General features: G+C 73.0%; 23 protein-coding genes. 10 read left to right on the top strand and 13 right to left on the bottom strand.

Annotation, left to right across the window (positions count from 1 at the left end; all coding sequences use genetic code 11):
• Positions 1–16: 16 nt before the first annotated feature.
• From DIZ27_RS28710 to DIZ27_RS28700, 3 genes are read right to left on the bottom strand one after another with little or no spacing between them, the layout of a single operon-like run.
• Positions 17–1,048 carry an NAD(P)/FAD-dependent oxidoreductase gene (locus DIZ27_RS28710; RefSeq protein WP_109381364.1) on the bottom strand — a complete coding sequence of 344 codons (1,032 nt, stop codon included), beginning with the start codon at positions 1,046–1,048 and terminating at the stop codon, positions 17–19.
• On the bottom strand, positions 1,045–1,578 hold the full coding sequence (locus DIZ27_RS28705; RefSeq protein WP_258308585.1) for an isoprenylcysteine carboxyl methyltransferase family protein: 534 nt from the start codon (positions 1,576–1,578) through the stop codon (positions 1,045–1,047). Before DIZ27_RS28705 ends, DIZ27_RS28710 begins: the two co-directional genes overlap by 4 nt.
• Positions 1,575–2,807: a 3-oxoacyl-[acyl-carrier-protein] synthase III C-terminal domain-containing protein gene (locus DIZ27_RS28700; RefSeq protein WP_181383738.1), complete on the bottom strand. Its 1,233-nt coding sequence runs from the start codon at positions 2,805–2,807 to the stop codon at positions 1,575–1,577. Before DIZ27_RS28700 ends, DIZ27_RS28705 begins: the two co-directional genes overlap by 4 nt.
• Positions 2,808–2,814: 7 nt before the next feature.
• Between DIZ27_RS28700 and DIZ27_RS28695 the strand changes: the two genes are divergently transcribed.
• Positions 2,815–3,717: a UbiA family prenyltransferase gene (locus DIZ27_RS28695; protein ID WP_181383737.1), complete on the top strand. Its 903-nt coding sequence runs from the start codon at positions 2,815–2,817 to the stop codon at positions 3,715–3,717.
• Between the two features lie 205 nt (positions 3,718–3,922).
• Positions 3,923–4,129 (top strand): hypothetical protein, encoded by a 207-nt coding sequence (locus DIZ27_RS28690; protein WP_109381360.1) that lies wholly within the window; start codon positions 3,923–3,925, stop codon positions 4,127–4,129.
• A 196-nt stretch (positions 4,130–4,325) separates the two neighbouring features.
• On the opposite strand, the gene DIZ27_RS28685 is transcribed toward DIZ27_RS28690, so the two are convergent.
• Together DIZ27_RS28685 and DIZ27_RS28680 are read right to left on the bottom strand one after the other, a co-directional pair.
• A complete protein-coding gene (locus DIZ27_RS28685; protein WP_109381359.1) occupies positions 4,326–6,692 on the bottom strand; it encodes a serine/threonine-protein kinase in 2,367 nt (788 codons plus the stop codon).
• 221 nt (positions 6,693–6,913) lie between these two features.
• Positions 6,914–7,750 (bottom strand): VOC family protein, encoded by an 837-nt coding sequence (locus DIZ27_RS28680; RefSeq protein WP_181383731.1) that lies wholly within the window; start codon positions 7,748–7,750, stop codon positions 6,914–6,916.
• Positions 7,751–7,884: 134 nt separating this feature from the next.
• Here DIZ27_RS28680 and DIZ27_RS28675 point away from each other — a divergent pair, with 134 nt between their 5' ends.
• On the top strand, positions 7,885–8,520 hold the full coding sequence (locus tag DIZ27_RS28675) for a TetR family transcriptional regulator (protein ID WP_109381357.1): 636 nt from the start codon (positions 7,885–7,887) through the stop codon (positions 8,518–8,520).
• A gap of 174 nt (positions 8,521–8,694) precedes the next feature.
• Positions 8,695–9,363: a pyridoxal 5'-phosphate synthase gene (locus DIZ27_RS28670; protein WP_109381356.1), complete on the top strand. Its 669-nt coding sequence runs from the start codon at positions 8,695–8,697 to the stop codon at positions 9,361–9,363.
• Positions 9,364–9,413: 50 nt separating this feature from the next.
• Here DIZ27_RS28670 and DIZ27_RS28665 read toward each other — a convergent pair whose 3' ends face one another.
• The gene (locus DIZ27_RS28665; RefSeq protein ID WP_109381355.1) at positions 9,414–10,028 is read right to left on the bottom strand and encodes a GNAT family N-acetyltransferase; all 615 of its coding nucleotides are present in this window, start codon (positions 10,026–10,028) and stop codon (positions 9,414–9,416) included.
• 148 nt (positions 10,029–10,176) lie between these two features.
• Here DIZ27_RS28665 and DIZ27_RS28660 point away from each other — a divergent pair, with 148 nt between their 5' ends.
• Positions 10,177–11,388: an NAD(P)/FAD-dependent oxidoreductase gene (locus DIZ27_RS28660; RefSeq protein ID WP_109381354.1), complete on the top strand. Its 1,212-nt coding sequence runs from the start codon at positions 10,177–10,179 to the stop codon at positions 11,386–11,388.
• Positions 11,389–11,469: 81 nt separating this feature from the next.
• On the opposite strand, the gene DIZ27_RS28655 is transcribed toward DIZ27_RS28660, so the two are convergent.
• Complete coding sequence (locus DIZ27_RS28655; RefSeq protein WP_109381427.1) at positions 11,470–12,804, bottom strand: MFS transporter; 1,335 nt, start codon at positions 12,802–12,804, stop codon at positions 11,470–11,472.
• 71 nt (positions 12,805–12,875) lie between these two features.
• Here DIZ27_RS28655 and DIZ27_RS28650 point away from each other — a divergent pair, with 71 nt between their 5' ends.
• On the top strand, positions 12,876–13,985 hold the full coding sequence (locus DIZ27_RS28650; protein ID WP_258308583.1) for a GlxA family transcriptional regulator: 1,110 nt from the start codon (positions 12,876–12,878) through the stop codon (positions 13,983–13,985).
• A 445-nt stretch (positions 13,986–14,430) separates the two neighbouring features.
• On the opposite strand, the gene DIZ27_RS28645 is transcribed toward DIZ27_RS28650, so the two are convergent.
• The 3 genes from DIZ27_RS28645 to DIZ27_RS28630 form a co-directional block, all read right to left on the bottom strand.
• On the bottom strand, positions 14,431–14,871 hold the full coding sequence (locus DIZ27_RS28645) for an ATP-binding protein (protein WP_181383730.1): 441 nt from the start codon (positions 14,869–14,871) through the stop codon (positions 14,431–14,433).
• Positions 14,872–15,748: 877 nt separating this feature from the next.
• Positions 15,749–16,261 (bottom strand): EF-hand domain-containing protein, encoded by a 513-nt coding sequence (locus DIZ27_RS28635; RefSeq protein WP_109381351.1) that lies wholly within the window; start codon positions 16,259–16,261, stop codon positions 15,749–15,751.
• A gap of 226 nt (positions 16,262–16,487) precedes the next feature.
• Entirely contained in the window at positions 16,488–16,868 is a 381-nt protein-coding gene (locus tag DIZ27_RS28630; RefSeq protein WP_109381350.1) for an STAS domain-containing protein, read from the bottom strand.
• A 455-nt stretch (positions 16,869–17,323) separates the two neighbouring features.
• Between DIZ27_RS28630 and DIZ27_RS28625 the strand changes: the two genes are divergently transcribed.
• The gene (locus DIZ27_RS28625; RefSeq protein WP_109381349.1) at positions 17,324–17,920 is read left to right on the top strand and encodes a sigma-70 family RNA polymerase sigma factor; all 597 of its coding nucleotides are present in this window, start codon (positions 17,324–17,326) and stop codon (positions 17,918–17,920) included.
• Positions 17,917–19,191 (top strand): maleylpyruvate isomerase N-terminal domain-containing protein, encoded by a 1,275-nt coding sequence (locus tag DIZ27_RS28620; RefSeq protein ID WP_109381348.1) that lies wholly within the window; start codon positions 17,917–17,919, stop codon positions 19,189–19,191. The genes DIZ27_RS28625 and DIZ27_RS28620 overlap by 4 nt, the downstream gene beginning before the upstream one ends.
• A gap of 35 nt (positions 19,192–19,226) precedes the next feature.
• On the opposite strand, the gene purU is transcribed toward DIZ27_RS28620, so the two are convergent.
• Both purU and DIZ27_RS28610 read right to left on the bottom strand, forming a co-directional pair.
• Positions 19,227–20,108 (bottom strand): formyltetrahydrofolate deformylase, encoded by an 882-nt coding sequence (purU, locus tag DIZ27_RS28615; RefSeq protein ID WP_109381347.1) that lies wholly within the window; start codon positions 20,106–20,108, stop codon positions 19,227–19,229.
• A gap of 46 nt (positions 20,109–20,154) precedes the next feature.
• Positions 20,155–20,655 (bottom strand): hypothetical protein, encoded by a 501-nt coding sequence (locus DIZ27_RS28610; protein WP_109381346.1) that lies wholly within the window; start codon positions 20,653–20,655, stop codon positions 20,155–20,157.
• A gap of 117 nt (positions 20,656–20,772) precedes the next feature.
• On the opposite strand from DIZ27_RS28610, the gene DIZ27_RS28605 reads away from it, so the two are divergent.
• Entirely contained in the window at positions 20,773–22,074 is a 1,302-nt protein-coding gene (locus DIZ27_RS28605) for an ABC transporter substrate-binding protein (RefSeq protein ID WP_109381345.1), read from the top strand.
• A gap of 123 nt (positions 22,075–22,197) precedes the next feature.
• On the opposite strand, the gene DIZ27_RS28600 is transcribed toward DIZ27_RS28605, so the two are convergent.
• Positions 22,198–23,754 carry a hypothetical protein gene (locus tag DIZ27_RS28600; RefSeq protein WP_109381344.1) on the bottom strand — a complete coding sequence of 519 codons (1,557 nt, stop codon included), beginning with the start codon at positions 23,752–23,754 and terminating at the stop codon, positions 22,198–22,200.
• Positions 23,755–24,083: 329 nt separating this feature from the next.
• Between DIZ27_RS28600 and DIZ27_RS28595 the strand changes: the two genes are divergently transcribed.
• A partial coding sequence (locus tag DIZ27_RS28595) for a transposase (protein WP_146228951.1) occupies positions 24,084–24,302 on the top strand: 219 nt, incomplete at its 3' end.

The following is a 24,302-nucleotide window of genomic DNA, read 5'->3' as shown; positions in this document are numbered from 1 at the left end:
GCTCCGGCAACCGGGTTCACGCCAGGGCGTTCACCGCTGCGGCGAAGAGGTGGGGCAGGCGGGTGGCCGTGGGGGTGATGTGGTGGGCGAGGGCGGGGTGCTGGCGGGCTCTGACCAGGAGGTGGGTCAGGAGGCGGTGGCGGCGGGTGGCTCGTCTCCAGTCGGTCTCGTAGCGGCCCGGGGTGCCCCGGCGTACGTTGGCGACCAGGGCCTCGGCGCCGGTGAGGGCGTGGGTGATGCCCTCACCGGTCAGCGCGTCGATGTAGCCGGCGGCGTCACCGACCAGGAGGACCCGGCCGTGGACGCGGGTGCGGGCTCGTTGGCTCAGTGGACCGGCGCCGCGCACCGCGGTGACGGCCGCTTGCGCGGGAAGACGGGCGGCGAGTTCGGGGAACGTCCGCAGGTGGGTGGTGAAGGGGGCCCGCCGGGTGGTCAGGAGGGCGACGCCCACGAGGTCGGGGCCGAGCGGGGTGACGTAGGCCTCCGCGTGGGGACCCCAGTGGACTTCGACGTAGGGGGACCAGGGGGGCACCGCGTAGTGGCGGCGCAGGCCGTAACGGGGGGTCCCCGTGGTCCGCACGTCCAGGTCGAGGGAGCGGCGGACGGGTGAGTGCAGGCCGTCGGCGGCGATCAGCCAGCGGGCGCGCAGGCCGGTGCCGGGGGCGGTCACGCCCGTGGTGTCCTGCCGCACTTCCCCCACCCTCAGGGGCAGTACGGGCACTCCCGCGTCCAGGACGGCCCGGTGCAGGGCGCTGTGCAGGCCGGTGCGGCGGGCGCCGAGGCCGAGGCCGCACCGGAAGGCGGCCTGGACCCGGCGGGGGCCCTGGACGTAACGGACGCCGGTGATGGGGTGGCCGGGGACGTCCAGGCCGAGGGCGGTGAGCGCGCGGACGGCACCGGGCATCAGGCCCTCGCCGCACGCCTTGTCGACCGGGGCCCGGCGGGGCTCGGCGACGACGGCGTCGAGTCCGGCGCGCGCGGCGTGCAGGGCGGTGGCGAGGCCGGCGGGTCCGCCTCCGACGATCAGCAGGTCGTGGGTGCCGTTCACGCGGGGACCGCCTGGGTGAGGGCCGTGTTCTCGCAGCGGATCCGGACCGTGAGCAGCATCGCGTTGGCGAGGGTGAACGCCGTCGCGGTCAGCCATGCGGAGTGCACCAGGGGCAGCGCGACGATCTCCACGACGACCGCGACGTAGTTGGGGTGGCGCAGGAGACGGTAGGGGCCCGCCCCGACCAGGCGTGCTCCGGGGACGACGATGACGCGGGTGTTCCAGTACGGGCCGAGGGTGGTGACGCACCACCAGCGCAGGGCCTGGGCCAGTACGGCGAGCGCCAGCATGGGCAGGCCGAGAGCGGGCAGGAACGGCCGGCCGGCGAGGAGTGCGGGTTCGAGCAGGCAGCACGCGAGCAGGCCCGTGTGCAGGGCGACCATGACGGGGTAGTGGCCCCGGCCGTGCTCCACACCGGCGCGGGCGAGGGTCCAGGCCGCGTTGCGCCGGGCGACGAGGAGTTCGGCGACGCGCTCGGCGGCGACGGCGAGGACCAGGAGTACGTACCACCACTGCACGGGGGCGCTCACCAGCGCAGCAGGACGAGTTCGGAGCAGAAGCCCGGGCCCATCGCCAGGAGCAGGCCCCAGGTGCCGGGTTCGGGGCGGCGGGCTTCCAGGATGCCCTGCAGGATGTGCAGGACCGAGACCGAGGACATGTTCCCCGCCGTCGCGAGGGAGCGCCACGCGGACTCCAGGGCGTCACCGGGCAGGCCGAGGGCGTCGGTGACGGCGGAGAGGACCTTGGGGCCTCCCGGGTGGCACACCCAGGTTCCGATGTCGTCGGCGGTGAGGCCGTGTTCCGCGAGGAAGGCGCGCACGTGCCGGCCGAGGTGGTCGCGGACGACGCCGGGCACCCCGGCGTCGATCACGACGCGGAAGCCGCCGGCTCCGATGTCCCACCCGAGGAGTGGTGCGGTGTCCGGGTAGAGGTGGCTGCGTGTGGCGACCACTGAGGGGGCGGGGCCGGCCGCGTCCGGTTCACCGTCGTTCCTCCCGCCGCCGCTCTCCCGCCCGTCGGCGCCGCCCGCGCCACGTGCGACGAGTGCCGCCGCGCCGTCGCCGAACAGGGCGCCGGCGACCAGGTTGGCGCGGCGGTCGTCACGGTGCTGGAGCGTCAGCGAGCACAGTTCGACGGTGAGCAGCACCGCGGTGTCGTCGGGGTGACCGAGCAGGTGGTCGTGCACCCTCGCGAGGCCGGCGGCGCCCGCCACACAGCCCAGACCGAAGACCGGAAGCCGCTTGACGTCGGGCCGCAGCCCCACGCGCCCCGCCAGTCGGGCGTCGAGCGAGGGGGCGGCGACGCCGGTGATGGATGCGCACACCAGCAGGTCGACGTCGGCCGGTGCGAGCCCCGCCCGCTTCAGCGCGCCGGTGAGGGCCTCCTCGCCCAGTTCGAGGCCGATCGCCAGCCAGGCGTCGTTGCGCAGCCCGAAGTCCCTCAGACCGGCGTACCGCTCGATCGGCAGGGCGAGGTGCCGGGTGCGTACGCCCGCGGACGCGTGCAGGCGGCGCAGTACGGCGCGGTCCGCGCCCGGGGGCAGGCACAGGTCGCCGATCGGCTCGGTCAGGTCGGCCTGGGCGTACCGGTGCGGCGGCAGCGCGGTGTGGACGGCGGCAATCGCAGATGGCACGGCCGGCGCGGCTGGCACGGCCGGCGCGGCTGGCACGGCCGGCGCGGCCGTCCGGCGCGGGACGGCGGTCGGGGAGGTCGAGGTGGTCGGGGAGGGGGCATGGTCGGCGATCAGGGGGACACGCATGTCGGTCATGCCTCCCCCGCATCGGCTGCCTGATTACCTTGCGTATGTGTCTCTCCACCCGTCCGGGGCCCTCCGACGCTCGACGCGCCGGGTCCCGGTGTTGCTGCGTTCCTGTCATCCGGAGCCGACGGTCGCCGTGACGGTGTTCGTGACCGCTCTGGCCGTGGCGGCGGGCCACGGGCCGGCGGGAGCGGCGGCGGTGGGTGCGGCGGTGCTGGCCGGTCAGCTCTCGGTGGGCTGGTGCAACGACGCCGTCGACGCGCGGCGCGACACGGACTGCGGGCGGGGCGACAAACCGGTCGCCGCCGGCACGCTCCCGCCGCGGGTGGCGGCCGCCGCGGCGGGGACGGCCCTGGCGTTGTGCGTACCGCTGTCGCTGCTGAGCGGCGTCGTGGCGGCTGCGGCGCACCTCACGGGCGTGGCCGCGGGCTGGGCCTACAACCTGCGGTGGAAGCACACGGTGCTCTCGCCGCTGCCCTACGCCGTGGGCTTCGGCTCGCTGCCGGCCTTCGTCGTTCTCGGTCTGCCGTCGCCGTCCCGGCCCGCGTGGTGGGCGGTGGCGGCGGGGGCGCTGCTGGGTGTGGGGGCGCACCTGGTGAACGTGCTTCCGGACATCGAGGACGACCTGGCGACCGGCGTGCGCGGACTGCCGCAACGGCTGGGCCGTCCGGTCTGCCGGTGGCTGGCTCCGTGCGTGATGTCGGCGGCCGTGCTGGTGGTCGTCGCGGGGCCGCCCGGGGCGGTGGGGAGGCCGGGGTGGGCGCTGGGGGCGGCGGGCGGGATCGTCGCGGTCGCGGGTACGGCGGTACCGTCGGCGGACCGGAGCCGGTGGCCGTTCCGGGCGGCGATCGTGGTGGCCGGGACGGCCGTGGCGCAGCTCCTGCTCCGGGGCTCGGACATGGCTTCCTGACGTCGGCGTTCATCATTCGTTTATCGCCGGGCGCCATCGTGGAGTCAGTCGATCCGTCGCGTCGGGGGGCAGCCGGGTCGTCACCGAAGGCCGCTGTACCGGCCCACCAGGGTCGAGCGGCTGAAAGGCCCGTCCGGTCGTCCTCGGGGGAATGCCCGGGCGGGCCTCATGACGACGAACACCACACAGGGGAGACCGAAGAATCATGAGTGACGAGCAGGTCGTCAAGCCGCAGGACATCCACGCCACGTCGGAGCCGCTCGGCACGAAGAGCGCGGACCCGAAGGCCCCCAAGGCCTCTGAGGCAGAGGCCGGCGGAGCGACCACCCAGGGCGACATCCACGCCACCGACGAGCCGCTGGAGACCAAGGACATCCACGCCACGTCGGAGCCGTTCAAGCCGACCCGGTAGACCGCACCCGCACGGGGAGACAGCTGGGCCGCGACGGCGCGGAGGGGGAGCCGTCGCGGCCCAGCCGTGTGCGCACGCCTCGTCCGCCGGCCTCGCCCGGGGCTCGCGCGGGTCCGGGGCCGAGCGGGTCGGCGGACGGCCGGGGCGCACAGGTCGGGGCGGCGGGGCCGGCGGACCCCCGCGGTGGGGACCGCCGTCACGTCGTACGTGCCGTGCCCGTCCCCTTCTCCGCGTCCAGGGCGTAGACGCAGCGGTCCTTGCTGCACGCGTAGACGACGCCGTCCCGGACGACCGGGGAGCCGGTGATCTCACCGCCGGTCGCCAGTTTCCATCTCAGGCGGCCGTCGTCGGCCTTCAGCGTGTAGAGCAGGTGGTCCGTGGAGCCGAAGTGGATGCGGCCCTCGGCGACCGCGGGGGCGCCCACGATGTCGCCGCCGGCCTGGAAGCGCCACTTGGGCGTGCCGGTGACGGCGTCCAGTGTGTAGAGGCCCTTGCCGCTGCCGACGTGGACGTGGCCCGCGGCGACCAGGACCGGTTCGATCGAGGCCCGGGCCTCGGTGGCGATGCGCCAGCGGTCGCGGCCGTCGGTGGCGTCGAGGGCGTAGACCGTGCCGAGGTAGTCGGCGAGGTAGACGCCTCCGCCGGTGACCGCCGGACCGGAGACGAAGGTGGGCTGCGAGAGGAAGACCGCCGGCGCCTCGAAGTGCCAGCGGACGTGCCCGCCGGCGACGTCCAGGGCGAGGATGCGGGTGCCCGCGGAGACGTACACGTACCCGTCGGGGGCGTGAGTGAGGCGGACCGGGACGCCGCCGCAGGAGGCCGCGTCGCCGATGGGGTACGACCAGCGCTCGTCGCCCGTGCGGGCGTCCAGGGCGCGCAGGCGGGCGTCCTGCCAGACGTAGACCGTGCCGTCGTGGACGGCGGGGCCGGCCTCCGGGGTCTCGAAGTCGGTCTGGCAGCCGGTGACCTCCCACAGCTTCTGGCCGGTGGAGGCCTCCCACGCCTGGACGCCGCCGCCCCGGGTGCCGGTGACGACGGTGCCGTGGTCGGCCTGGAGGGAGTACACCCAGGCGTCCGTGGACAGCCGCCACAGATCGCCGCCCTCACGGGCGTCCAGGGCGAACAGGGTGGGGCCGTCGGATGCGTGGATGCGGCCGTCGGCGACCGCCATCGACCAGGCGACGTCCCGGGTCTTGAACCGGCGGCGGCCGGTGGCCACGTCGAGGGCGTGCACCTCGAAGGAGGTGACGTAGACGAGGTCGTCGGCGACGGAGGGGGTGCCCCAGACGTCGTTGGACATCCGGAAGCGCCACGGCCGCCAGCCGCTCGGCTGCTCCGGCGGCAGGGGCGGCACGGGCGGCGCCACGGTCGCGGGGACGGCGGGGTCGGCGCCGTTGACGCCGGGGCGGGGCTTGGACCAGGAGGCGGCGAGGGCGGCCTCCGGCGGGGGCGCCTTGACGGCGGCGGCGCGGACGTCGGCGACGCGCGGGCCGGGGCCGATGGGCACCGAGACGCCGGCCAGCCGGACCGGTCCGGTGTCGGGGGCGCCGACCGGCACGGGCGGGTGCGGCGGCGGGATCACGGGGTCGTGCGCGGGCGGGGGCGGGACCGGGGGGCGGGCGGCGCTGAGGCTGCGGCCCCCCGTGGGGGCGGGACGGGCGGGCGGTCGGCCGCCCCGGCGTCCCTCGATCAGGCTCACCGCCCGCTCGGGCAGCCACGCGGAGGCCGTGCCGCTGTCGTCGGAGCCGGAGCCGAACAGGTGCGGGGCGAGCTGGGACTGCAGGTCGGCGGGGCTGGGCCGGGCCGGGGCCTCCATCTGCATGCAGGACTCGATCAGCGGACGCAGTTCGTCCGGGAGGCCCTCCAGGTCCGGGCCCTCGCGCAGCAGCATGAAGACCGTCTCGACCGGGTTCGCGCCGTGGAACGGGGCGTGCCCGGTGGCCGCGAAGACCAGGGTGGAACCGAGCGAGAACACGTCGCTGGCGCCGGTGACGCTGCGGGAGTCCTTGGCCTGCTCGGGGGACATGTAGGCGGGGGTGCCGACGGCGACGTTCGTCATCGTCAGACGGGTGTTCGACACGCCGGAGGCGATACCGAAGTCGATCACCCGGGGGCCGTCCTCGACGACGAGGACGTTGGACGGCTTGAGGTCGCGGTGGACGAGTCCGGCGCCGTGGATGGAGTGCAGCGCCTCCGCCACCCCGGCCGCCAGCCAGCGCACCGCCTGGGCCGGCATCGGCCCGCACTCGTTCACTATCTCCTCGAGGGAGGGGGCGGGGACGTACGCGGTGGCCAGCCACGGCACGGCGGCCCGCGGATCGGCGTCCACCACGGCCGCGGTGTAGAACCCGGAGACCGCGCGGGCCGCCTCCACCTCGCGGGTGAAGCGGACGCGGAACAGCTGGTCCTCGGCCAGCTCGGTCCGGACGGTCTTGATCGCCACGCGCCGCCCGGACGCCGAGCGCGCGAGATAGACCAGCCCCATCCCGCCGGCCCCCAGCCGTCCCAGCACCTCGAACGGCCCGATACGCCGCGGATCGTGCTGCGTCAGCTGATCCACCACTTGCCTGCCACCTCCCCGTACGAGTCGCGCCACCACCTGTACGCGACCGAAGTGCAGCGTCTCACCACCGCAGCCCCGTGGCGGCACGCACCCCGATTGTTCCTGTCCGGGGCGCCGGTTGCGAACCCGACGACATAGGGGGTGTCTAGTCTTATATGCAAAATAATGGGACGGACGGGAGGCCGAGAACCCCCGGGACGGCCGGCCAGTGGGTCAGCGGGTCATCCGGACCAGCGGGCCAGGAGGGCGAAGGACGCGCCCTGGTCGTCGGTGACCACGGCCACCGTGCCGTAGGAGGTGTCGAAGGGCGGGACCTGGACGCGGCCGCCGAGCCGGGTCACCTCCGCCATGGTGGCCTCGGGGTCCTCGACGGCGAAGTGGACGAGGAAGTGGGGCGGCATCTCGGCCGGGAAGACGTCGGAGACCGGGGCACGGCCGAAGTCGGGCTCGGCGCCCTCACCGAACAGGGCGTCGTGGAAGAGGCCGCCGTAGAAGGTGTTGGCCGCCTCGGTGTCCCGGGTGTAGAGCTCGGCCCAGGCGAAGCTCCCCCACTCGTGCCGGCGCCCGAAGCCGGGGCGGTCACCGGGCTGCCACAGGGCGAACACGGCACCCTCGGGGTCGGTCACGAGTGCGGTGACGCCGAGTTCGCCGACCGGACGCGGCGCCGAGACGAGCTGTCCGCCGGCCGCGACGATCCGTCGGCACAGCGCGCCGACGTCCGGGGTCGCGAAGGACACCGTCCAGACGGTGGGGAGCCGGCCGTCCGTCTTGTGCGCGAGGGACGCCACCGGCTCACCGCCGAGCAGCGCCCGCACGGTTCCCAGGGGCGGGGAAGCCTGCGCCGAGCCCGACGGCCCTGACGGTGCGGGCTGCGAGACCGGGGCGGGCCACTCGGGCTGCTCGGGCTGGTCTTCGAACGTCCACTCGAACAGTTCGCCGTAGAACCGCTTGCCCGCCTCCACGTCGGGAAGCTGCGCGTCGACCCAGCAAGGGGTGCCCTCTGTGTACTCCGATGCCCTGTTTCTGGCGTTTCTGGCATTTCCGGCTTTTTCGGCCATGCAGCCAAACTAGCCGTGCCGTACGCACCGCGCAGACCAGGCACACCAGGCGTCGAGAGCCCGCACACCCCATTTGCAGTCGGCCGAATCGCGCTCCGATCACCCGTCGGTAAGCTGACGTCATGACAGGACAAGTGCGTACCGTCGACGGCCGCGTGGCCGGTCGGCGTGGGCAGGCGACCCGGCAGAAGCTGCTCGACTGCCTCAGCGAGATGCTCAGCTCCTCCCCCTACCGGGATGTCAAAGTCATCGATGTCGCCCGCAGGGCGGGGACTTCGCCGGCGACCTTCTACCAGTACTTCCCGGACGTCGAGGGCGCCGTTCTCGAGATCGCCGACCAAGTGGCCGCCGACAGCGCCGGGTTGAGCGAGCTCCTGGAGGGCCGCTCCTGGGTCGGCAAGGCGGGCTGGCAGACGGCACAGGACCTTGTCGACGGTTTTCTGGACTTCTGGCGGAAGAACGACGCGATCCTGCGAGTCGTCGACCTCGGCGCCGCCGAGGGCGACAAGCGCTTTTACAAGATCCGCATGAAGGTCCTCAACTCGGTGAACAGCTCCCTCACGGACGCCGTCGCCGAGTTGCAGTCCAAGGGCCGGATCGACAAGGACGTGAACCCGGCCGCGGTGGCCGGTTCCCTGGTCGCCATGCTCGCGGCGGTCGCACTGCACCAGAAAGGTTTCACCTCCTGGGGCGTGAAGCAGGCCGAACTCAAACCCAACTTGGCCCTGTTGATCTACCTGGGCGTCACCGGCAAGAAGCCGACGAGGTAGGCGGATGCCGACGACACTTCCCCGATCCTCCCTTTCGCACTTCACGTCCTGTCAGGCAGGCGGTGGTTCACTCCGGTGAGCCACCGCCTGTCGCATGTCACGACACCTCGCCGGTCCCGCCGTCGACCCGGCCGCCGGACTGCCGCCCCGGACACGTCCGGGCAGACTCGGGGCATGGGAACCGATCTTCACGAGCTGCTGAAGTCACTGCGGGTGTGGGATCCGGAGGTCACCGACCTGCCGGAACTGGACCGGGCCGCCGCCCCCGCCGAGCCGCTGCCGCTGTTCACCCGGTGGTTCGCCGAGGCGGTGGCGGCCGGTCAGCCCGAGCCGCACACCATGTCGCTGGCCACGGCGGACGCCGAGGGGCTGCCCGACGTACGGATCGTGATGCTGCACGGCGCGGACGCGGACGGCTGGTCCTTCGCGACCCACGCCCACAGCCGCAAGGGCGGTCACCTCGCCGCCCGCCCGTATGCCGCGCTGGCCTTCTACTGGTCGGCGCTGGGCCGCCAGGTCCGGGTCCGCGGGCCCGTCGGCACCGCCCCGGCCGAGGAGGCGCAGGCCGATCTGCACGCCCGTTCGACCGGAGCGCTGGCCGCCGCGCTCACCGGCCGCCAGAGCGAGGTCCTCGGCTCGCCCGAGGACCTGGTCCGCGCCTCGGAGGCCGCCTGGGAGCGGGCCCGGCGGGAGCCGGACGCCCCGGCTCCGTCCTGGACCCTGTACCGCCTGCGCCCGGACGAGGTGGAGTTCTTCCAGGGCGACGCCCTCCGCCGTCACACCCGGCTGCGCTACTGCCGCTCACCCCGGGAGGGCTGGACGCGGGAACTGCTCTGGCCGTGAGGTCCGCGGCGGGGCCTTCGACGAGCCTTCAGCAGCCCTTCAGTGGGCCTTCAGCAGCCCTTCGGTGGGGCCGGCTCCGGGTCCGTGGCGAGGCGGGCGTGCAGGTGGGAGTCGCGGAAGGCGTCGTGGCTGCCCTCCGCGAACATCGCCTCGCGCAGGACCCCCTCGGGAAGGAACCCGCACCGTTCGGCGATCCGGCAGGACACCTCGTGTTCGACCGCGTGGTCCAGTTCGAGCCGGTGCAGGCCGAGTTCGGTGAACGCCCACCGCGCGGCGAGCAGCAGCGCCCGGGTGGCCACACCCCGGCGGCGGGCCTCGGGCAGCACCCAGTAGCCGACCATGCCCAGCCCCTGCACCGGCCGGACGTCGTTGACACCGATGTGCCCCAGTGGCGTACCGGTGTCCGCGTCGGCGATCCGGAAGGACACGGTCGTGCCGTCCTCGGTCCACTGCGCCCTCCTGCGCAGCGCCTCCCGGGCGCCCGCGACGTCCGTGACCGGCCGGAGCGGGGTGTTCCAGCGATTGAACTCCGGGTCCGTGGTGCCGCGCAGCCACACCTCGGCGTCGGACCGGGACGCCGGGTCCCAGGGGCTCAGGTGCAGGCCGTGGCCGTGGAGTTCGGGGAGGGACCGCAAGGAGTGCGGGTGCGCATGCGTATCAGCCATACGGGTCATTCAAACCTGCTCGGTCGGCCGGGACACGAGAATTTCCGTCACTTTCCCTCCCCCCTACACCTACATAAGTGATCAATCCGCAACCAATTCCGGTCTTGACCGATACCCATCAACCTGGTGCGTGATTACGCTCGCGCTCATGGCCGACTCCACCACGCCCCCGAACCCCACCGCACCGCCCCGGGAAGACCGCCCCGTCTACGTCGTCGGCGGTGGTCCCGGCGGCCTCGCCGTCGCGTACTCGCTGCGTGCCCGGGGCGTGCGGGCCGTCGTCCTGGAACGGTCCGAGCACGTGGGGGCGTCCTGGCGGCGCCACTACGACCGGCTGCGCCTGCACACCACGCGGCGCCTGTCCGCGCTGCCCGGCCTGCCGATACCGCGCCGGTTCGGGCGGTGGGTGGCCCGTGCCGACATGGTCCGGTACCTGGAGAAGTACGCCGAGCACCACCGCCTCGAGATCGTCACCGGTGTCGAGGTCTCCCGCGTCGAGCGCACCGCCGACGACACGGGCTGGCTGCTGCGCGCCACCGGGGGCCGCGAGCTGACCGGTGCCGCGATCGTGATCGCCACCGGCTTCAACCACACGCCCCGCCTGCCCGACTGGCCCGGCCGGGAGGCCTACACCGGCGAGTTCCTGCACGCGTCCGAGTACCGCAACGCGAAGCCCTTCGCCGGCCGGGACGTCCTCGTCGCGGGCATCGGCAACACGGGCGCGGAGATCGCCGTCGACCTGGTGGAGGGCGGCGCCTCCCGGGTGCGGCTGTCGGTCCGTACCGTGCCGCACATCGTGCGCCGCTCGACCGCGGGCTGGCCCGCCCAGCACTCGGCCGTCCTGGTGCGGCGGCTGCCGGTCGGGCTCGTGGACCGGCTGTCCCGGGCGCAGGCCAGGGTGGCGCTGCCCGACCTCTCGGCCCAGGGCCTGCCGCGCCCCGACAAGGGCCTCTACAGCAGGGTGCTGGAGGGCGCCATCCCCGTACAGGACGTCGGGCTGGTCGACGCCGTACGGCGGGGCAGGGTGGAGATCGTGGCCGCCGTGGCGGGGTTCGATGCGGGTGCCGTCGGCAAGGTCACCCTCGCCGACGGCACCCGCGTCGGCCCCGACGCGGTGATCGCGGCCACCGGGTACGTCCGCGGCCTGGAGGGTCTCGTCGGCCACCTCGGCGTCCTCGACGACCGGGGCAGACCGGTGGCCCGCGGCGCCGGCACCCCGCCCCACGCTCCCGGCCTGTACTTCACCGGCTTCACCAACCCCATCAGCGGCAACCTCCGCGAGCTGGCCATCGACGCGGAGAAGATAGCCAAGGCGGTGACCCGCCACGGGGCACCGGGAATCTCCCGACTCCCCCGATGACTTCCGATCATCGACTCGGTCCGCACCGGCCGCTTCTGACATCACGTCAGTTCGGCGACCCGACCACCCCGACCACCCCGACTACCCGGTCGCAGCGCCGACCGCCGGTCGGCGCCGGATGACCAGGGCCATCAGGGCCGCTGTCGCGCACAGGGCGCCGGAGGCGTACCAGACCACGTCGTACGAGCCGAAGACGTCCCGTGCGACACCGCCGAGGAAGGCGACGAGGGCGGCGCCGATCTGGTGGGAGGCGAGGACCCAGCCGAAGACGATCGGGCTGTCGTCGCCGTAGTGCTCGCGGCACAGCGCGAGGGTGGGCGGGACGGTGGCGACCCAGTCGAGGCCGTAGAAGACGATGAAGAAGACCATCGGGGGCTGGACCGTGGGGGCCAGGAGGATGGGCAGGAAGAGCAGGGAGACGCCGCGCAGGGCGTAGTAGACGGCGAGCAGGCGGCGCGCGTCGAAGCGGTCGGTGAACCAACCGGAGGCCACCGTGCCGACGACGTCGAACACACCGATGACGGCCAGCAGGGAGGCGGCGGCGGTGATCGGCATGCCGTGGTCGTGGGACGCGGGCACGAAGTGGGTCTGGACCAGGCCGTTCGTGGAGGCGCCGCAGATCGCGAAGGTGCCTGCGAGCAGCCAGAACGGGCCCGTGCGCACCGCCGAGGCCAGCACCTTGAGCGCGCGCCGGGCGGCGCCGGGGACGGGTGCGGGCTTGGGCACGAACTCCGTTGCACCGTACGGCTTCTGGCCCACGTCGGCCGGGTGGTCGTGCAGCAGCAGCCAGACGAAGGGGACGGCCGCGAGTGCGGCGAGCGCCACCGTGACGGCCGCCGGGCGCCAGTCGTGCCGCTCGACGATCCAGGACAGCACGGGGAGGAAGATCAGCTGTCCGGACGCGGACGCCGCGGTGAGGATGCCGGTGACCAGGCCCCGGCGTGCGGTGAACCAGCGGTCGGTGACGGTCGCGGCGAACGCCAGCGCCATGGAGCCGGAGCCCAGGCCCACCAGCAGGCCCCAACACAGCAGGAGCTGCCACGCCGCCGTCATCCACACCGTCAGCCCCGAGCCGAGCGCGATCACGGTCAGCGCCACCGCGACGACCCGCCGGATGCCGTAGCGGTCCATCAGTGCCGCCGCGAAGGGGGCGGTGAGCCCGTACAGCGCGAGGTTGATGGAGACCGCGGCGCCGATGGTCCCCCGTGACCAGCCGAACTCCTCGTTCAGCGGGTCGATGAACAGTCCCGGCACCGAGCGGAAGGCGGCGGCCCCGATGATCGTCACGAACGTGACGGCGGCGACGAACCACGCACGGTGGATGCGGGGGCGAGGGGCCCGGAACCGAAGGGCGCGCTGTCGCAGCCCGTCGCCGGGACGCTCCACGGCGTCGGCCGTCCTGCTTGTCTGGGTCACGCCATAGAGCTTCCGGAAACCGGCCTGCCGCATCGAGTGGCCCGAAGGACAGTGTTCACTAGGATCGGGCCATGAAATCGACGGGCTCCACCTCCAGCGTCCCGGGCGCCGGCACCTTCAGGCCCCATCGTGTCGTCGTCCTCGCCCTGGACGGGCTGCTCCCCTTCGAGTTGGGCATCCCGCACCGCATCTTCGGCCGCCCCGGGGACGCCGCGGGGCGGCCGCTGTACGAGGTGGTCACCTGCTCCGTCCGGCCGCCCGGACCGGTCCGGACCGACGCCGACTTCGCCGTCCACGTCGTCCACGGCCCGGAGGCCCTCGCCACCGCCGACACGGTGATCGTCCCGGCCTCCTACGAGCTCGGCCCGGTGTACGAGCGGGGCGAACTGACCGGCGAACTGGCCGCCGCCCTCGCCCGCGTCCGCCCCGGCACCCGGCTCGCCTCCATCTGCACCGGCGTCTACGTCCTCGCCGCCGCCGGCCTCCTCGACGGCCGCCCCGCGACCACGCACTGGGCGGACGCCGAGCGCTTCCAGCGGCTCTTCCCCCGCGTCGACGTCGACCCGGACGTGCTGTTCATCGACGACGGCGACATCCTGACCTCCGCCGGCGTCGCGGCCGGTATCGACCTGTGCCTGCACATGGTGCGGCGCGACCACGGTGTCGCCGTGGCCAACGACGTGGCCCGCCGCACGGTCGTACCGCCGCACCGCGACGGCGGGCAGGCGCAGTACGTCGAGCGGCCGGTGCCCGATCAGCGGCAGACGTCCACGACGGGCGCCCGCGCCTGGGCGCTGGGCCGGCTGCACGAGCCGATCCAGCTGCGCGACATGGCCGCCCGGGAGTCGATGTCGGTACGCACCTTCACCCGCCGCTTCCGCGCGGAGACCGGTGTCAGTCCGGGGCAGTGGCTCACCCGGCAGCGGGTGGAGCGGGCCCGGCATCTGCTGGAGTCCACGGACCTGTCCATGGACCGGGTGGCCGGTGACGCCGGTTTCGGTACCGCCCAGTCACTGCGGCAGCACTTCCAGGCGGCGCTGGGGGTGACGCCGTCCGCGTACCGGAGGACGTTCCGGGACGGAGACGAGGGCGCGCCCCGATCCGAAAAGTTGTCCACAGCCTGTGGAGGAACCGGCCGCCGCCCTGCGGGACTCCAGGGCTCCACCACCCCAGGACCCTGATTCGGCCGCGGCACACGACAACGGCGACGGCGATCGCCCCCCGACGGCGACGGCGGCACGGTGCCGCTCGATCCCGAGCACGGCGGCACCGCACCGCCTTCCGACTCCGGCGCTCCCTCCCCGGGTTCCCCTCGACCACAGGGAACCGACGCCGCAGTCGCGACCCACACTCGCCGAGGACTCCCGTCGTCGAAGCCCTCGCCGTCCCCTCGCAGCGAATCGCTGACAAACAGAGTGATCAAGTGGTCACGGCACGTCAATGCCGATTCAAGGTCTTACAGATACCTCTGCGCCATATGCCCGGTTATTCGTCGCCGCGCACGGAAGCACACCCGGCGCACCGGTTCACACCCTGGCCCGCGAGACCGTCCCCCCGTGCATCCGTGCACCGGTCCATCGACACATCGCCACGGCCGCGCGTCCACCCGCCGGCTCCCCGCGCGCCCTACACCGCCTCGTACGCGACTCCACCACAGGCCGGGGCGGACTCCTGCACGGCCGCGCCGCGGTCCAGTTCACACCAGATGCGCTTGCCGGTGCCGTCGGAGCTCCACCCCCAGCGGTCCGCCAGGCCGTCGACGAGGGCGAGCCCGCGCCCACCGGTCGCCTCGCCGCCCACACAGCGCGGCACCGGCGCGCTGCTGCTCCGGTCAGCCACCTCCAGGCGAACGGTGGCCTCTCCGGCCGCCACATCCCTCAGGGACAGTCTCAGCACGGCCGGACAGCCGGTGTGCACGACGGCGTTGGTGACGAGCTCCGAGACGAGAAGGACCAGCGTCTCGGACAGCGGCTCGTCGACCTCTATCCCCGACCCGGCCAGGCGTGAGCGGGTCCACTGCCGGGCTCGCCCCACCTCAGCGGGGTCGGGCCGGATCTCCAGTTGCACTTGAAGCACCTGCACCGCTCACACCATCCGAACCGGCGGACACTTGGACTCGCGCCTCACGAGGGCCACGATCGTAGCCATTCTCTGCATGGCCAGAACAACGGCCGGGACAGGGGTCACGGAACGTGAGTCCCTTGTGGGACAGCATGGTTGACGTACAGTCACGTCAACAAGCGCTTCGGGCATATTCCAGCGCGAAGGAGTACTCGTGCGGCATACTGTGCGACGCCCACCCCGGCCGACCGAACAGGCGGTGGCGGCGGGCCCGGTCGCACGGCGAACAGTGGCAGACGCTGACATTTCCGGGGCCGCCCCGAAGGCGACTCCCGTGCTGTGCGTGCTCACGACCACTCGCATCCCACACAAGGTACCGGAGCGGGCGGCCGACTCCGGGCCGTGACGAGTCACGCCCAGGACACAACACGGCATCAACGCTCCGTGACCTCGTTGTGCCACGATCCGCGACATCCGAGCGGGAGTGCTCCAGGACGTCGCAGACGGGGAGGCGGAGCAGGCCGTTCCGGTGGGCGGTCCGACTGCAGGCAATCCCTCACCCTCCGTCACCGTTTCCGCACGTTGAGTCCGTACCCAGGTCTTTTTTACGGGCAGCCGGGCCGGCGTGACGCCCGCGGGGTCGACGGTGACGGCCGCTCCGTGGACGGCGGCGCGGGGGCTCTGCGCGCGGGTCGGCATCCCGGCGCACCGGTCGGGCCACCGCCCGGAAGGTCCCGATCGGCCGCGGCCGAACCGTTCACGGCTCCGGGCGTGTTGCGTCGTCGGCTCGCAACCGCAGAAGGCACCGAAGGCACTCGAGCACGTCCGCGGGGGCGGCGCTGCTCCTGGAGCAGCGCCGCCCCCGCGGACGTGGAAACCGGCCCTACTCGGGGACGGTGAAATAGCGGGCGAAGCCCCGTACGACCTCTTCCTCGCCGATCCTGCCGTCGCCGTCCGTGTCCAGCGTGGCGGCAGCGGATCCGGCGAGCTCCTCGGGAACGCCGAGCGCCCTCAGGACGCGGGCGGCGTCCGCCACGCCGACCGCGCCGTCGTCGTCCGGGCCGGTCAGGGCGAGGGTCGCGCGCAGGAAGGGCCGGGCGAGCTCGGCGAACCGGTCCGGGTTGTCCCGCAGCCGCTTCACCGCGCCGGTCACGAATTCCTCGCGGGTGATGCGCTGGTCGCCGTCGTGGTCCGCGATGCCCGCCATGCCCTGCCAGAAGGCCTCGGCGCCGCCGTACAGGGCCTGGCCCTTGTCGGAGCGGGCCCGCGTGCCGAACTCGGCGAGCAGCGCCTTGGCCGCTCCGCTGAAGTCCTCGCGGTCGATGTAACCGTTGCCGTCCTGGTCGAAGGTGGCGAACCGGGCCGCGATCCGGCGCTCGTACTCGCTGGTGACCATGTTTCTTTCAGGCCGCCTTACTCAGAGGGTCGTCTCGCTCGGAGGGTACGTCGTGCGAGGCGGCTTCATGAATTCGGAAGCGACACTTGCGCCAAGAACGGGAGAATTCCAGGACGATCGCGTGACACACGCCACCTTTCGTGGTACGTGCGACGCCCATGGCGTCCGTGGTGCGCGTGCGCCCCGAGGTCCGTTGCGCGTGACGCCCCGAGGGCTCACGGTCGGCTCAGGCCGACAGCGGGCGGGAACTCCCGTCCACCGCGGACGGGACGTCCGGGTGCACGTCGAAGAGGCGGCGGACACCGAGCGCGCCCAGGACCCGGTTGACGTGACTGCCGTCGGCGGCCCCGTGGGCGGGCAGGATCAGCCGCAGGCTGCCCTGGCAGGAACGCAGCAGCCGACGGGTGGCTATGAGCACCCCGACGCCGCTGGAGTCGCAGAACCACACCTCGGAGAGATCGAGGACGAGGCTGCGTCTGCCGTCGGCCACCGCGTCGTGCACCCGCTGACGCAGCACCGGCGACGTCACCAGGTCCAGCTCACCCGACACTTGGAGCACGGCCCACTCGCCCTGCTGCCCGTCGGTCACTTTGAAGGCCACCACCACGCCCTTCGCTCGCCGAAACGGAAGAAACACCTACGCTTCCTTGCAGCGCGGCTGCCCACCGGCCGTGCCCTGAAACTCGACCCGAGAAACCGTTACCGAACAGTAAAGGCTTGTTTCAGTCGGCTTCGATCCAATTCGATGGGTTACGGTCTGCTCGGATCCGCACAGGTCAATTCCGGTCGGCTCCAGTCGGTCTCGGTCGGCCTCGGTCGGCCCCGGTTGACTTCAGTCAGTTCCGATCGCTGAGCGGCTGGGTAGGCACGCCCCGGACGGCATCCGACGTGCCCGCGGGTGGCTCCCTACCACCTGTGGCTCGCCGGGGGGCGCACATTGCCATAAAGGGGCGTGCGTTCTCCGACGTGCCGACTACATTCATGGAGTCGGTGGGCACACGCTGGACCCGGGCACGACCGGCTCGGGGCGCCGGGGGAGGAACAGGGGGTGAAGGGGGCCACATGACGAAAAGGGACGTACCGCCTCACTGGGACCGCACGATGCAGCAGCGGCTCGCCCGCGGGGAGGCCGCGGCGCTCGGTGAGTTCTACGACCGGTTCGCCTCCCTCGTGCACGGCCTCGCCCACCGCGTCCTCGACGACGAGCGCGCCGCCGACAGCATCACGCGCGACGTCTTCGCCCACGTCTGGGAGCACCCGGACGCCTACGACCCCAAGCAGGGCCCGCTGCGCACCTGGGTCGCCGAGCTGACCCACCGGCTGGCCGTCGAGCGGCTGCGCGCCACCAGGACGGCGGCGCTCGCCCACAGCGCCCACGGCTCCCCCGGCGACACGGAGGAACTGGAGCGCCAGGTGCGCCACGCCTCGGTGGCCGCCCGCGCGGACTACATCGTGCACGCCATGCCGGTACCGCTGCGGGCCGCGCTGGAGCAGGCGTACTTCCAGCGCCGCGACTACCACCAGACCGCCGCCGACCTCGGCGTCACCGCGGACGAGGCCCGCCGCCGCCTCCGGCTGGGCCTGCAACTGCTGGCCACGGCTCACGACACCGAGACGGCCCGGCTGGACACCCCTCCCGGCATCGGGGGTGCGGCGTGAGCGACGACCGCTGCGAGCCGTCCGACGGCGACACCGCCGCCGCGGGAACACACACGGCCGCGGGAAACGGGGCGGACGGTACGCGTGAGGACGGCGGGCCGTCCCTGCCGGCGCCGGCACCCGAGCCCGCCGCCGGGGTCGCGCCGCGGCCGGCCGAGCCGCTGGTGCTGGAGCACCGGGTGCTGAAGTCACTGCTGGGCGCGTGGGCGCTGGCCGCCTGCGCGCCGGAGGAGACGGCGGCCGTCGAGGAGCACCTCGGCGACTGCGGGGCCTGCGCCGACGAGGCGCTGCGCCTGCGCGACGCGGTCGGGCTGTTGCAGCGCCCCGAGAGCCTCGATCTGGACCCGGGGCTGCGCACCCGCGTCCTGGAGTCCTGCCTCGAGCGGCGCCCGCCGCGCATACCCGTACCCGACTGGGCCGCCGCCTACGACGCCGAGACGGCCCGGCTGGACGCGCTGCTCCAGGACTTCGGCGACACCGAGTGGCACGCGCCCGTGCGGCTGCGCTGGTACGAGGACGACGAGGCGACCACCCGCCGCACCACGGTCGCCGGGGTCATCGCGCATCTGCTGACCGTCGACGGCCTGGTCGCGGTCGCCCTCGGGCTGGACGACCCGCTCGGCGGCCTGTCGGCCGAGCGGCCCACCCCGTCGGCCCGCACCGAGGCGTACTGGAGTGCCGCCCACTCCCCACCCACCCGCTCCGTACGGGCGCCCTGGCGTGCGCAGACCCACGACCTGGTGCGGACCGTGTCCTTCACGGGCAGCCGGGCCGGGCGGATGGCGGTGCCGTACGGCGACTTCGAACTGCCGCTGCACGACGCGATGCTGGACCGCGCCTTCGAGTGCTGGGTGCACGCGGAGGACATCGCCGAGGCGGTGGACTACCCGTACGATCCGCCCACCGGACGGCACCTGCACCGCATGGTCGACCTGGCCGCGCGGATGCTGCCGTCCGTACTGGAGGCACGCCGCCGCTCCGGACCGGACGCACCCGGCGGGCGGCGGCTGGTCGCGGCCGGTGCGCCGGGGCGGAGCCTGCGGCTGGAGATCGAGGGGTCCGGCGGCGGGGAGTGGCTGATCCCGCTGGACTCCCCCGCCGCCCGGGGCTCCGCCGAGCACGAGGTGGCCCACATCGCCCTCGACGGCTCGGAGTTCTGCCGTCTGGCCGCGGGCCACGTGCCCCCGCGGGAGGCGGCCGCCGGGCAGGTCGGCGACAAGGAGGCCATCAGTGAGGTCCTCCTGGCGGCGGCCTCACTGAGCAGGATGTAGCCGGGACCCTCCACGCCTTCCGGGCGGCCGGCGGTTCAGGCGAAGACCACCGTCCGCCGCCCGTTCAGCAGGATGCGGCGTTCCGCGTGCCACTTCACCGCGCGCGCCAGCGCCTGGCACTCCACGTCGCGGCCGACGGCGACGAGCTGGTCCGGGGCGACGTCGTGCCGCACCCGCTCGACCTCCTGCTCGATGATCGGGCCCTCGTCGAGGTCGGCGGTGACGTAGTGCGCGGTGGCACCGATCAGTTTCACTCCCCGGGCGTGCGCCTGGTGATACGGCTTCGCGCCCTTGAAGCTCGGCAGGAAGGAGTGGTGGATGTTGATGATCCGCCCGGAGAGCTGCTTGCACAGGTCGTCCGAGAGGACCTGCATGTAGCGTGCGAGCACGACGAGTTCGACGTCCTCCTCGCGCACGATCTCCAGCAGCTTCGCCTCGGCCTCCGCCTTGGTTTCCTTCGTCACCGGCAGGTGGTGGAAGGGAATGTTGTACGAAGCCACCAGTTCCGCGAAGTCCGTGTGGTTGGACACCACTCCGGCGATCTCCACCGGCAGCGCGCCGATCCGGGCGCGGAAGAGCAGGTCGTTCAGGCAGTGGCCGAACCTGCTGACCATCAGGAGGATGCGCATCTTCTCGTCGGCCCGGTTGATCTGCCAGTCCATCCGGAACGAGTCACCGATCGCCGCGAAACTCGCCCGCAGCTTGTCCACGGTCACCGGTGCCTCGGCGGAGAAGTGGACCCGCATGAAGAACAGGTCGGTGTCGTGGTCGCCGAACTGCTGGCTGTCCTCGATGTTGCAGCCGGTCATGAACAGGTAGCTCGACACGGCGTGCACGATGCCCTGCTTGTCGGGGCAGGACAGGGTCAGGACGTACTGGTCGGCCGGGGCCTCTGCTCGGGTGGGCTGCTCACTCATGCGGGAAAGGGTCCCACACGCGGGTCGCGGACGAGGAGTCGTCCCGCTACGCGGACCGCGTGAGGATGTTCAGCACCTCGAGGGTCTGCGGCGCGGCGTCGGGGTCCTCCCCGTCGCTCACCGCCAGCCGCACGTGCGCGTCCCGCGCGGCCCGTACCGCGTCCGGCCATCCCTCGTGCTCGAGGTAGGCGGTGACCGGTGCGTCCGGACCGACCTGGTGCATGATCCGCAGCACGCGCAGCACCGCGGTGTCGACGAGCGCCGCCTCCTGGGAGTCGCGGAAGATCGTGCCGACGTACTTCTCGGCGGACCAGTTGTCCAGCCAGGTGTCCTCGACCAGCCGGTAGACCGCGTCGGTGACGTCACCGTAGCCGTCCACCCCGGCCAGCCAGACACCCTGCTGGAACCCGGGGTCGGAGAGCATGTGCAGCGCGGAGCGCACATTGCTGCGCCAGCGCCACCATGGCATGTCGTTGAGTGGCATGCCGCCCATGGTGGATGAGCGGCGGCCGCGGCGGGAAGAGTTCTCCGAACCTTGCACGGTCATCGATCGTACGTTTCCACTCCCCAGGGGTCACATCGGCCCCTTAATTCACTCCCACGTCACCACCCGTTGACCACGGGTCACCCCGGGGTTGGCGATGTGAGGGAATCGTGCGTGTGCATGACCGGCAGTCGCATTCGCAGCAGTTTCCTTCCCCGCCACCGCTCCCGGACGTTCAGAGCGGGCGTCATGACCACGGGCACGCTGGCGGCGATGACGCTCGCCGCCGGCTGCGGAGTCGTCCCCGGCACCTTGGGGGCCGACGACGACCCGATCACCGTCATGACCTGGGCGCCCGAGGAGACCAAGACCACCAACAAGCCCGGCATGCCCGCTTTCGCCCGCGCCTACGCCCGCTGGGTGAACTCCGAGGGCGGCATCAACGGCCGCAAGCTCAACGTCCTCACGTGCAACGAGCGCAACGACAGTGTGGCCGCCGCGCGGTGCGCCCGGACCGCGGTCAAGGAGAACGCCGTCGCGGTCGTCGGCTCGTACAGCCAGCACGCCGACTCCTTCCTGCCCACCCTCGAGGGTGCCGGCATCCCGTACATCGGCGGCTACGGCATCACCACCGACGAGTTCACCAGCCCGCTGTCCTACCCCGTCAACGGCGGCCAGCCGGCGCTGCTGGCCGGTCTCGGCCGCGCCCTCGCCGATTCCTGCGGGCCGGTCACCCTGATCCGGCCGGACACCATCGCGGGCGACCAGCTGCCCCCGCTGCTCAACTCGGGCCTGTCCGCCGGCGGTCACGAGCCGACCGCGGACCAGCGGGCGGAGGAGGAGGCCACCGAGTACGCCGGGCAGTCGAAGCGGGCCCTGGAGACCAGCACCACCGACCCGGAGGCGCCGGGCTGTGTGGTGCCCGCGCTCGGGGACCGCACCGGCACCTTCATGGACTCCTTCCGGCGGGCCCGCGCCGACTACCCCGACGTGCGCACCGCGACCGTGATGGGCAGCGTCGACCAGACGACGATCAACACGTCCGGCGGCGCGTCGAGCCCGTACGAGGGGTCGTACGTGACCGGCTGGTACCCGGCGTCGAGCGACGCGCTCTGGAACCCGATGAAGGACGTGATCAAGAAGGAGGCGTTCGGCGACAACCGGATCGACCCCGCCGACGCCGGGGTGCAGACCACCTGGATCGCCTACACGGTGCTGAAGCAGGTCCTCGAGTCGCTCGGCGACGACGAGGTGAGCTCGCGCAGTGTGACCCGGACGCTGAACAAGGGGCTGAAGGTCGAGACGGGCGGCCTCACCCCCACCCTGCGCTGGCAGTTCCAGGACAAGCTGGCCGCCGTCGGCTTCCCGCGACTGGTCAACGCCAACGTGACCCTGCAGAAGGTCGAGGACGGGCGGCTGGTGGCCGGCAGCGAGGGCTTCATCGATGTGACGGACACCCTGCACGAAGCCGACGTGGTGTGACGCGCGGGGGCGCGGCGAGGACGGAGCAGGGTGAGGAGGGGCAGGGCGAGGACGGAGGCCGTCCACCGGCCCGGCCCGCTCCGCTGTCCTCCCCTGTCCTCCGCCGCTGCCGCCGGGAGCCGGTCACAGCTGGGTCGGCTGCCGCTCGGTCAGGCCGTACTGCTTGGCGATCGCGTTCCACAGCGAGGCCGCCTTGGTCTTCTCCTCCGTCGCGGTGCCGCTGGCCCGGTTGCCCGCCTCGGTCTGGCCGGTCGTGCGGGCCTGGCCCTTCTTGCAGCCCTTCTTGCCCGCCACCTGGTCGGCCCAGGCCGCGTAGTGGTCGTCGGCCGATGCCGACGCCTGCCACGCCTTGGTGAGCGCGGTGCTCAGCGCCTGGTGGTCGGGCAGCTTGTCCACCTCGATGCCGGAGAGGTCGGTGACCAGCTGGTTGCGCTGGTCGGCCGCGTCCCGCAGGTCCTTGGCCGCCTGGTCGAGATTGCGGCAGGCCTTCACGTCGGCCACCGCGTTGATCACGGCGGTCCGGCTGTCGCCGCTGACGGCCAGCAGCTTGTCCAGCTCCACGGCCTGCTGACGGACCGGGTCGACGGTGGGGGACGCCTCGGCCTCGGGTTCCTCGCTCGTGGGGGCGGCGGCGGAGACGGGCTGCTTCTTGCCGCTGTCGTCTCCGCTGCCGAGCATCGCGCCCGCGCCGATGCCCAGGACGACGAGACCGACACCGACCGCCGCGATGAGCGGCACCCGTGAGCCCGTGCGTCCGCTCCGGCCGCCGCCGTCGCCCTCACGGGCGGCACGCCGGCCACCGCCGCCCCGACCGGGCGGGGTGTGGGCGGGCTGCGGATGCTCGAAGCGGGGGAGCTGCTGGGTGGAGCCGACCGCACCCGTGTCGGCGCCCGCGCCGCGGAAGAGATTGTCGAACTCGGCGGGCGGCTGCCGGTTCCCGTCGTCGGCCGGAGCGCCGGGTGCGGCGCCGTACGGGGCTCCCCCGGGCTGGTCGGTCACCGGGGCCATGAACTGGGTGGCCTCGGCGTCGGGGTTGCCCGCGGGCGGGCCCGGGTACCGGGTCGCCTCGGAGTCGTGTGCGGCGGGCATCTCGGGGGGCAGCGCCCCCGGGCCCACCGGGGGTATGTACTGCGTCGCACCCTCGTCCACGGGGGCGGCGGGCACCGGCGGCAGGAACTGGGTGGCCCCCTCCGACCCGTCGGGCAGCGCGCCCGCGGCGGCGGAGCCGTACGCGTCGACGGCGGGAACACCGTAGAAGGAACCGTTCTGCGGCGGTATCGGGACGGACGGGTCGTACGAGGTGTGGGCGCCGTACGCCGGGGCCTGCCCGCCCTCGGGCGGCAGCGGACCCGGACCGTGCTGCCCCTGGCCGTGCCCGCTCGCGGCCGGGTCCTGCGCGCCCCAGGGGGCCGGTTCCTGCGGGCCCCACTGCTGCGCGGGCGGGGACTGCCAGCCCTGACCCTGCGACGGGGCCGGCAACTGCTCCTCCGGTCCCCAGGGCGTCCCCCAGGTCTGGCCGCCGGACGGCGCCGAGGCGGGCGGCTGTCCGCCCACACCACCTGGGGCGACCGGACCGGCCGACCCGCCCGGCAGCAGGGGCTCGCCACCGTCGGAGGGCAGCACGATGCCTTCGCGCGCGGGGCGCGCCGAGGGCTCCTCGCCCTGTCCACTCTGCGTCACCGGGACTCCTACACATGGGGGACCTTGTGAATCGTCGACTCACGCTACCGGGTCCCCGGAGCCCGGTGCCACGCAGCACAGAGCCTGGGATCCTGCCCTGTGATCGCGGTAACAGAACCAGGTCACCACACGCTGTTCATGGCCCCTCCTTCACCCCGGCCCCGCGTCAACTCCACGTTGGCCGCCCGTTCGCCCGCCGACGCCCGTCCCGTTCATCCGCCGACGCCGCCATCGCGCGTACCCGTACTGGTACTAGGGCGCGTATCGGGTCGTGATCAATCTGCGGGTTTCGCTCTTGGGGCGGGACCTGATCCGGTAGATCGTTTTATGTGACGCGAGTGCAACTGACGGATGCGGAGTGGGAGTTCATCGGCCCGTACCTGCCGATCGGCCAGTACGGGCCGTACCCCGAGCGGCTGCGGCAGCAGTTCGAGGGCGTGATCTGGCGGTTCAAGACGGGCGGGCAGTGGCGGGAGATGCCGACCGAGTTCGGCGCCTGGTCAACCGTTTCCAACCGCTTCCGGCAGTGGCGTGACGCGGGTGTGTTC

Origin of the sequence: Streptomyces sp. NWU339, assembly GCF_003143855.1 — a bacterium.
In the GTDB taxonomy this organism is placed as follows: domain Bacteria; phylum Actinomycetota; class Actinomycetes; order Streptomycetales; family Streptomycetaceae; genus Streptomyces.
Note: the sequence above shows the minus strand (reverse complement) of the source record. Positions and strands in the feature narration are given on the sequence as shown.